Source organism: Frankia nepalensis (genome assembly GCF_016786325.1).
GTDB lineage: Bacteria > Actinomycetota > Actinomycetes > Frankiales > Frankiaceae > Pseudofrankia > Pseudofrankia nepalensis.
The window spans coordinates 1-7,414 of sequence record NZ_JADWYU010000080.1 but is presented as its reverse complement, the minus strand read 5'-3'; the positions used below and the strand labels follow the sequence as shown (position 1 = coordinate 7,414).

At 72.6% G+C, this 7,414-nt stretch carries 7 protein-coding genes; 4 read left to right on the top strand and 3 right to left on the bottom strand.

Annotated elements, in window-relative coordinates:
* The first annotated feature begins 188 nt into the window (after window positions 1–188).
* The 3 genes from I6A81_RS03380 (at window position 189) to I6A81_RS03370 (ending at window position 2,979) form a co-directional block, all read left to right on the top strand.
* Complete coding sequence (locus I6A81_RS03380) at window positions 189–632, top strand: SsgA family sporulation/cell division regulator (protein WP_203000848.1); 444 nt, start codon at window positions 189–191, stop codon at window positions 630–632.
* Window positions 633–1,427: 795 nt separating this feature from the next.
* Window positions 1,428–2,108, top strand: coding sequence for an AMIN-like domain-containing (lipo)protein (locus tag I6A81_RS03375; RefSeq protein ID WP_203000846.1), 681 nt, complete (start codon window positions 1,428–1,430; stop codon window positions 2,106–2,108).
* A gap of 244 nt (window positions 2,109–2,352) precedes the next feature.
* Window positions 2,353–2,979 (top strand): SAM-dependent methyltransferase, encoded by a 627-nt coding sequence (locus I6A81_RS03370; RefSeq protein WP_203000844.1) that lies wholly within the window; start codon window positions 2,353–2,355, stop codon window positions 2,977–2,979.
* A gap of 185 nt (window positions 2,980–3,164) precedes the next feature.
* Here the strand turns inward: I6A81_RS03370 and I6A81_RS03365 are convergent, their stop codons facing one another.
* From I6A81_RS03365 to I6A81_RS03355, 3 genes are all read right to left on the bottom strand, one after another.
* Window positions 3,165–3,935 (bottom strand): SDR family NAD(P)-dependent oxidoreductase, encoded by a 771-nt coding sequence (locus I6A81_RS03365; RefSeq protein ID WP_203000842.1) that lies wholly within the window; start codon window positions 3,933–3,935, stop codon window positions 3,165–3,167.
* Window positions 3,936–4,082: 147 nt separating this feature from the next.
* Window positions 4,083–4,502, bottom strand: a complete 420-nt coding sequence (locus I6A81_RS45405) for a VOC family protein (RefSeq protein WP_203000840.1) — start codon at window positions 4,500–4,502, stop codon at window positions 4,083–4,085.
* Between the two features lie 101 nt (window positions 4,503–4,603).
* Entirely contained in the window at window positions 4,604–5,533 is a 930-nt protein-coding gene (locus tag I6A81_RS03355; RefSeq protein WP_203000838.1) for an SDR family NAD(P)-dependent oxidoreductase, read from the bottom strand.
* A 378-nt stretch (window positions 5,534–5,911) separates the two neighbouring features.
* Between I6A81_RS03355 and I6A81_RS03350 the strand changes: the two genes are divergently transcribed.
* On the top strand, window positions 5,912–7,267 hold the full coding sequence (locus I6A81_RS03350; protein ID WP_203000836.1) for an ABC transporter substrate-binding protein: 1,356 nt from the start codon (window positions 5,912–5,914) through the stop codon (window positions 7,265–7,267).
* Window positions 7,268–7,414 lie beyond the last annotated feature (147 nt).

Below are 7,414 nucleotides of genomic sequence, written 5' to 3'. Positions count from 1 at the left end.
GCGGGTGCAGCCCGGGGCGACCGTGCGTGCGGTCAACAGTCGGCTCGCCCAATACGGCCGCCGGCTCGGACCCGACCGGCCAGGAAAATCGGCCCGACGCGCCCGCGTCCGCCGATATCTGACGAAATTCGGCCCGGCGCGCGATGATATCCGCGACGCCCATACTCGCCCGGCGAGGGGAGGCCACGGTGACCCGCGCCGAATCCGTCATCACCGTCCCGTTCGATGCCCGTCTGCTCGATGACGGCGGGAAATTCTCCGCCGAGCTGCGGTACCGGCGGGTCGACCCGTTCGCCGTCGTCATCCGCTTCGACATCGGCGGCGGCGCGGAGGTCGAATGGGTTTTCGCGCGCGAACTGCTCGAGGACGGCCTGCGCCGTCCGGCGGGCCTCGCCGACGTGCGGGTCGCGCCGATCAAACACGCCGGCGAGGGCGTGATCGAGCTGACGCTGTCCAGCCCAGGCGGGCACGCGCGCATCGGGCTGCCGGGCTGGGCTGTCCGCCTCTTCCTTCGCCGGGTCACCACCGCGGTGCCGCCTGGCACCGAGGCGGAGCACATCGACTGGGACCTGGAGCTCTCCCTGCTGGCCCAGCGCCCGGTCACCGGCGACGGCCCCAGCGTCACCGGCTGAACGCCGGGCCGCCCGTTCACGGCGGCGCGGCCCGCTGGCCCGTCCCGTGGGCCCTGACCTGTCCCGTTGCCGGGGCGGGCCAGTCGACCGGGCAGGCCCGGCAGGATCCCCGCTCAGACCGCCTGTCCCGGGACCGGGGCGACCGGCACGGTCCTCGGGCCGTCCACCCGCCAGGAGACGGTGCCCGCGGGTGACCGCCTTGTCCGCGCCCGGCCTCCGGGCGTCGGCCCGTTCGCCGGCCAACTCCGGCGGGCGCGGGCATCCCCGTCGGCGGCCAGCCGGCCCGCTCCCGCGGACATGCGGCCGTCCCCGGCCGAGGACACGAGACCGCCCGCCGGGACGCTCGCGGAGGCCAACGGCGGATCGAACGTCTCGCCGGTCCCGGGCGCCATCGTGAGGGGCGCCGGTCTCGTTCCGCCTCCGCGGCAGCCGTCGGATCCACCCACCGCGAGGAGCGAGAAGGGCACAAAAAGACAACAAGGCGAGAGAAGACCACCCCTCGCCGCAGGAACGGCGTTTAGGTGCCGCATGGTGAAGGGATCGCGCGTTAGCCCGTCCGCATTCTCCGTGCCTTTTTCCTGGTGGCTTCTCTCACCCAGGACCGTTATACCCGTACCGGCGCCCGGCACACAACCCCGACCTCGTTCCGGTCCGTCGGCCGCCGGCGGGAAGCGGTCCTGTCCTGTCGCCCGCCCGACAGGCGGCGGGAGGTGGAAGGTGACACTGTGGACCGGGTGGACCGCCGACGGCGGGCCGCGGTGACGGACGTGGCCCGGCAGGCGGGAGGTGCCGACGATGCGCCAGCTCCGGAGCATGGTCGCTGTGGGGGCGCTCCTCCTCGCGCCTGGCCTCGCCGCCTGCGGTGGGGCTGACGGGACGGATGCCGTGGCCGGCGCGGCCAGCGCGCGGACCGGGCAGGCCACGTCGGCCGATCCGCCCGGCTCGGCCACGGCCCCACCGCGGCTCTCGCCGAGCGGGTCCGCCGGGCCGGCGACGGTCCCGCCGAGCGCGCCGGCCGGCCAGGAGGTGGGGGCCTCGCCATGGTCGAGCGAGCCGCTGCGCGTCGACCACCCGCTCAAGGAGCCCGTCCAGCTGGTCGGGGTCCGGTCCGCGCACCACGAGGACGCCGGGATGGCCTTCGACCGGCTGGTCTTCGAGTTCGCCGGCGGGTTGCCCGGCTACGACGTCCGGTATGTCGCCGACGTCCGCGACCCCGGCCAGGGCGCGGTCGTCCCGCTGCGGGGGCAGGCGTTCCTCGAGGTGGTCTTCCACCCGGCGGTGGCGCACGACTCGGACGGCCGCCCGACGCCGCCGACCGGCCGGGACGGCGGCGGCCTCCCCGCGTTGGTTCAGTACCGGATGGCCGGGGACTACGAGGGCTACGTGCACTATGGGCTCGGCGTCGACGACCGGGTGGGTGTCCGCGTCCTGGAGCTGGCAAACCCGTACCGAGTCGTCCTGGACATCGCGGCGTAGGGGACATGGTGGCGTAGCGCCGCGGGCGCCCGACGGGGGCACCGGTGACGGCCGCGCCGGCCGGCCCGCGGGCCGGCCTGGCCGCGACGAGCCACTATGCCTGTTATATGCCGTCTATCCTGATAGGTCCGGTCACCCTGGGATGCCCGGGGAGCCAGCGAACCGGGCGGCGGCGCGCGTCACCCGGCCGTACAGGGAAATGCGAGCCACGGCGAGGCGCGGGGCTCTGGGAAGGGATCGGGACATGGACGCGACGGACTGGGACGCCCGCTACGGCGGCAACGAACTGGTCTGGGGCCTGGAGCCCAACCGGTTCGTGGCCGCGGAGCTCGCCGACCTGCCGGCCGGCCGGGCGCTCGACCTGGCCTGCGGCGAAGGCCGCAACGCCATCTGGCTCGCGAGCCTCGGCTGGCACGTGACGGGCCTGGACTTCTCCGCCGCCGCGATCGACCGGGCCCGCTGCCTCGCCGCGGACGCCGGCGTCGCGGAGCGCGCCGAGTTCCTCGTCGCCAATGTCCTCGAGACCGCGGACGCCGAGGCGCCGCCCGCGGGCAGCTTCGACGCGGTCGTCGTCGCCTACCTGCAGCTGACGGCCCCGGCTCGCCGGGCCGCGCTGCGCCGCGCCGCCGGCTGGCTCGCGCCCGGCGGCACCCTGCTCGTCGTCGCCCATGACGTCGCGAACCTCACCGACGGCATCGGCGGGCCGCGCGACGCCTCCGTCCTCTACACCCCTGACTCCGCCGCCGCGGACCTGGCGGACCTGCCCGAGCTCACGATCGAGAAGGCCGAACGCGCGCTCCGCCCGGTCGCGACCCCGGACGGCCAGGTCGACGCCATCGACACCCTCCTGCGCGCCCATCGCGCCGCCTGAACGCAACCAGCCGGCTGCCCGTCCTTCGGCCGCCGGCCGCGAAGGCGGGCTCCGCGAGACCGGCCCCGCCGAGGCACAGCGATCGCGCCAGTGCGCGTCATGCCCTGTGGTCGGGGAAGTCCGCGACCCCGTGACCACAGGGTCGGGCAGGTGTCCGGGCCCGCCGGCGGCGTCAGCCGGCGGGGTCAGCCGGCGGTGACGCCGCCGTCGCTGGAGAGGATGGCGCCGTGGATGTTGCGGCCGTCGTCACTGGCGACGAACGCGAACAGCTTGGCGATGTCCTCCGGCTTGGCCATCGGGCGCGGGACCATGTAGCGGTTGATGAGCTCCCAGTCGACGCCGTCCGGGAAGCCCGCCGCGGCGGTGAGCGCGGTATCGGTGCCGCCGGGCGCGATCGCGTTGATCCGGATCTTCTTCTTGAGGAACTCCATCGCCAGGGACTTGGTGAGCTGGACGACGGCACCCTTGGTCATGGAGTAGACGACGGTGTACGCGCCGCCCATGAGACCCGCGTTCGACGCGATGTTGACGATGTTGCCCCGGGTCGCCAGCAGGTGCGGGATCGCCGCCTGGCAGAGGAAGAAGTAGGCGTCGGTGTTGACCGAGAACAAGAGCCGGTACTCGTCCTCGGGAACCTCGGTGACGTGCCCCATCCGCAGCACGCCGGCGACGTTGCCGAGCACGTCGAGCCGGCCGAACTCGGCGACCGCGTCGTCGACGGCGGCGGCGCACTCGGCCCGCTCCCGCAGGTCGGTGACCCGGCCGACGATCCGGCCGGCCCCCTCCGGGACCTCCTTGCCGACCGCCTCCAGCCCGGCGGCGTCGATGTCGCAGGCGAGCACCGCGGCGCCCTCGGCCGCGAGCTGTAGTGCCACCGCCCGGCCGATCCCGGACGCGGCGCCCGTGACGAGCGCTGCCCGGCCCTCGAACCGGCGCAGCGGGGTCTCCAGTGACATGCGGGTGCCTCCTGTGGGCGGTCGCGGGCGGGTGGCTCGGAGCGGGTTGACTCGGGGCGGCTTGGCGGGGGTGGTTTCCGGAACGGCCGGCGGCGTGATCCGCGCGGCACGGGAGCGGCGTGACGAATGGTTCCTGGCGGACGGCCGTCAGACGTTCTTCGGGTCTGGGACGCCGGCGGGGGTGTCCTGGTGGTACTCGATGAGCTCGAGCAGGTAACCGTCGAGGTCCGTCACCAGGGCGACCGTGACCGGCCACCGCTCGAGCCGGGCCGGCGCGACGACGACCTCGCAGCCGGCGGCCACGGTCTTGTCGAACAGGGCGGCGCAGTCGTCGGTGTTGACGTAGAGCTTCCAAAAGGCCGAGCCCATGTCGATCGGCCCGGTCTGGGCGAGCTGCTGGGCGAGCTGCATCCGGCCGCCCCCGTGCGGCGACTGGAGCACCGCCTCCCGGGCCGTCTCGATCTCGGTGCGGCTGACGACCGGGATGCCGATGACGTTCTCCCAGAACGCGACCGAGCGCTCCAGGTCGGAGACGTTGACGCAGAACTGTCCGATGATCGCTACCACGGGGTCCCTCCGGCTGCGCGGGCTGGGTCGGGCCGAGCTGGACGGTCCTGGCCGCGCGGGCCCGGCGCCCGGCCGTCGTCCTGGCGGGTCGGGGTGGGTGGCTAGGCCTTCGCGTTCGCGCCGGCGGGGCGGCCGGTCATCAGGTTGGTCTCGAGCAGGTAGCCGGGGTCGGCGCGCTCGACCTGGGACTGGGCACGGGCCAGGATCTTGGCGCTCTGTGCCTCGCTGGGCACCGTGATCCAGAAGGTGTCGTTCCGGATGCCTTCAAGACACAGGTCCGCGACCTCCGACAGCGGGGCGAAGGTGACGGGCAGGCCGGCCTCCTCCATCCGCCTGCGGAACGCGCCGAGCGAGTCGCGGCCCTCCCTGGGCGGCGCGCCCGGGCGGTCGTAGCGGTCGGGCCGGTTCGCGCCCGGTCGCCAGATCCCGGTGTCGAGCAGCCCTGGGGAGATGGTCGACGGGTAGAGCAGGGAGGCGCCGACGGGGACGCCGGCCTCCTTCAGCTGGCCCCACAGGCATTCGGTGATCGTGGTGACCGCGGCCTTGGTGGCCGCGTACACCGCGCTGTTGATGAGCGGCGTGAACCCGCCGTTGCCGGACGTCGTGTTCACGATGTGCCCCTCGACACCCTGGTCGATCATGGTCTGGGTGAAGGCGTGGAGGCCGTTGACGACCCCCAGCACGTTCACGTCGAACGACCAGCGCCAGTCGTTGACGTGGTGCTCCCAGATGTGTCCCTCGGAGCCCGACCCGATGCCCGCGTTGTTGCACAGCACGTGCACGCCGCCGTAGGCGGCCAGCGCCGCGTCGCGCAACGCCTCGACGGACTCGAGGGAGGTGACGTCGGTGACCACGCCGGTCACCTCACAGCCGGCGGCCCGCAGCTCGGCGGTGGTCTTCTCGACGAGCTCCGGCACGACGTCGGCGACGACGGCCTTCATGCCCTCGGCGCAGAAGCACTCGACGAGGGCACGGCCGATGCCCTGGCCGGCGCCCGTCACCACGGCGACCTTCCCCACGAAGTCCCTCACAGCGCGCTCCCTGTCCGTCGCCTCGCCGTCCGCCCGTCCCACGCCACGCGCCTGACCGGCGGAACCGTCCCACAAAAGTAGAACGGGTTCCACCAAACCGTCCCGCCCCCTCCGGCGCAAGAGCCGATCCGCCCGGACGGCCAGCGCGCCGGAGGCCTCCGACCAGCGCAACGGGAGGCTTGTGACGCGGGTCACGATTGGATACCATATTCTGTATCAGATCGCCGACCGATCGACAGCGTTCGGCGACCATGACGGGCAATGCCGGCCGGACGACCTCAAAGATGTGACACATCCGGTGCGACCGGTAACTTCTCGGCGCCAGCGACCCGATTCCGGACAGACCTGCCCCTCAGCACGAGGAAAGGTGTTCAGCCCATGCGGGCCTCCCGATTAGTCACGGCCGTCGCGTTCACGGCCGCGCTCGCCACCAGCCTGGCCGCCTGCGGCGGCGACGATTCCCCCGGCACAGGCGGGTCCACCGCGCCGACCGTCGCGGCGGCCGACGTCAAGGCCGGGCCACCCAGCGGCTGGAGCGACGGCGGCTGGTCGCCCAACCTGTCCGCCCTCAAGTGCGGGCAGACGGCCGCCGAGCCGACCCGCGGCGTCACCGACACCGAGATCAAGATCGGCGGTCTCGGCTACCTGACCAGCCCGACCGGCAGCACGATGTCCGGCAGCGACATCGGCGCCAAGGTGCGCTTCCAGCGCGCGAACGACGAGGGCGGCGTCAACGGCCGAAAGATCAACTTCATCGGCATGCTCGACGACGGCAACGACCCGGCGCGCAACGGCTCGCAGGGCCAGGTTCTCGCCCAGCAGGAGAAGATCTTCGCCGCGGTACCGGTGATGGCCTCACGCGCCAACTATCTCGACGCGTTCTGCGCCGCGACGGTCCCGTTCTTCGGCTGGGGCTTCAACACCGCCTTCTGTGGCACGTCGATCGGCTTCGGGATCACCGGCTGCCTGCTGCCCACGGAGAAGAGCGTCTCGTCCAACACCTACGGCCTGATGCTCAAGGGCATCTTCGGCGGTGACGTCACCGGGAAGACGACCGCGCTCATCGGCTCGGACGACGACTCGGCGCGCACCGGCCTGCAGAGCCTGGTCCGCCAGATCAAGGCGGTCGGCATCGAGGTGCCCTACGCGGAGAACCCGATCCCGGCCGCGGGGCTGAACGACACGACCGCCATCGTCAACGCGGTCATGACGTCGGACAACGGCGGGCCGCCGGACCTCATCCTTCCGGTCACCGACTTCTCCACCACCACCAAGCTGACGCAGGCGTTCGTCGCCGCCGGGTACGAGGGCGAGTTCCTCAACGCCGTCGGCTACGACCCCCGGCTGACCGGCTTCGACGGCCTGGTCGGCTCCTACACGCTCCTGCAGTGGTCGCCGGCCGAGGACGCCTCCTCGACCGCCGTCCAGCAGCTCGTCGCCGACTTCAAGAAGTACGCGCCGGAACAGGCGGTCAGCCTGCCAACCATGGCCGGTTACTGGGCGGCCGACATGTTCCTCACCGCCGTCGAGAAGCTCGGCCGCGACGTGACCGTCGACAGGCTGCTCAAGCTGCTCAACGACGACTACTCGCACTACGTCGAGGGGGCGCTGCCCGAGACCCGCTATCCGCTCAACCACTTCATCGGCGCGCCCTGCGCCTCGGTCGTCCAGCTGACCAAGGGCGCCTACACCGTCCCGACCAAGCTCAGCTGCGGCCAGTTGCTCAAGCAGTGACCGGCCAGCCGGCGAACACACAACCAAAGGACTGACGCGCCGGTCCCGGGGGGGGGGGGGGGCCCCCCCCCCACGGGCGCACTGGCTGACGCTGTGGCCGATCGCGATCGCCGGAACCCTCTCGACGCTGTTCATCATCACGGCGAA

Bases quoted from the DNA above. Each gene is read 5' to 3' on its own strand.
- I6A81_RS03370 (WP_203000844.1), top strand. From the start codon at position 2,353: ATGGACGCGACGGACTGGGACGCCCGCTACGGCGGCAACGAACTGGTC.
- I6A81_RS03375 (WP_203000846.1), top strand. From the start codon at position 1,428: ATGCGCCAGCTCCGGAGCATGGTCGCTGTGGGGGCGCTCCTCCTCGCG.
- I6A81_RS03350 (WP_203000836.1), top strand. From the start codon at position 5,912: ATGCGGGCCTCCCGATTAGTCACGGCCGTCGCGTTCACGGCCGCGCTC.
- I6A81_RS03365 (WP_203000842.1), bottom strand. From the start codon at position 3,935: ATGTCACTGGAGACCCCGCTGCGCCGGTTCGAGGGCCGGGCAGCGCTC.